Origin of the sequence: Vibrio sp. 10N.261.46.A3 (assembly GCF_041472995.1) — a bacterium.
In the GTDB taxonomy this organism is placed as follows: Bacteria; Pseudomonadota; Gammaproteobacteria; order Enterobacterales; family Vibrionaceae; genus Vibrio; species Vibrio coralliirubri.
Genome location: NZ_JBFRRH010000206.1, coordinates 1 through 440, shown reverse-complemented (window position 1 = coordinate 440; position 440 = coordinate 1). Strand labels below are relative to the sequence as shown.

Sequence of the window (440 nt, the reverse complement as noted above, 5' to 3'; positions counted from 1 at the left end):
GCGGCTAACACAACGACCTATCAAGGTACGACGACAAGCGGGACTCCTATCTTCACGCTCGCGCTAGCGAATGATGGCTCTTATACGTTTACGTTGTTAGGTCCTCTGAACCATCCAACAAGCCCGAACTCCAATACCTTAACGATTCCATTCGATGTCGTTGCCGTTGATGGTGATGGCGATGATTCTAACCAATATGTATTGCCAATCGAGGTGATCGATGACACGCCAGTAATGACGGCGCCAACGGGTGAAGCGGTTGTCGATGAAGACGATCTTACTGGTATTGGTTCAGATCAATCTGAAGACACCATTATTAATGGACTATTCACGATTGATGAAGGTGCCGATGGCGTTGTGAAGTATGAGTTGGTTAATGAAAATTTAGTGATTGCGGGCTTAACCTCTGATGGAGAAAGCTTAGAGTGGCAAGCTGTGTC

Annotated in this window: 1 protein-coding gene; it reads left to right on the top strand. The window is 46.8% G+C overall.

What is annotated here, in order from left to right; translation table 11 throughout:
* On the top strand, positions 1-440 hold a 440-nt coding region (locus tag AB4484_RS26675; protein ID WP_372081052.1), incomplete at both ends, for a hypothetical protein.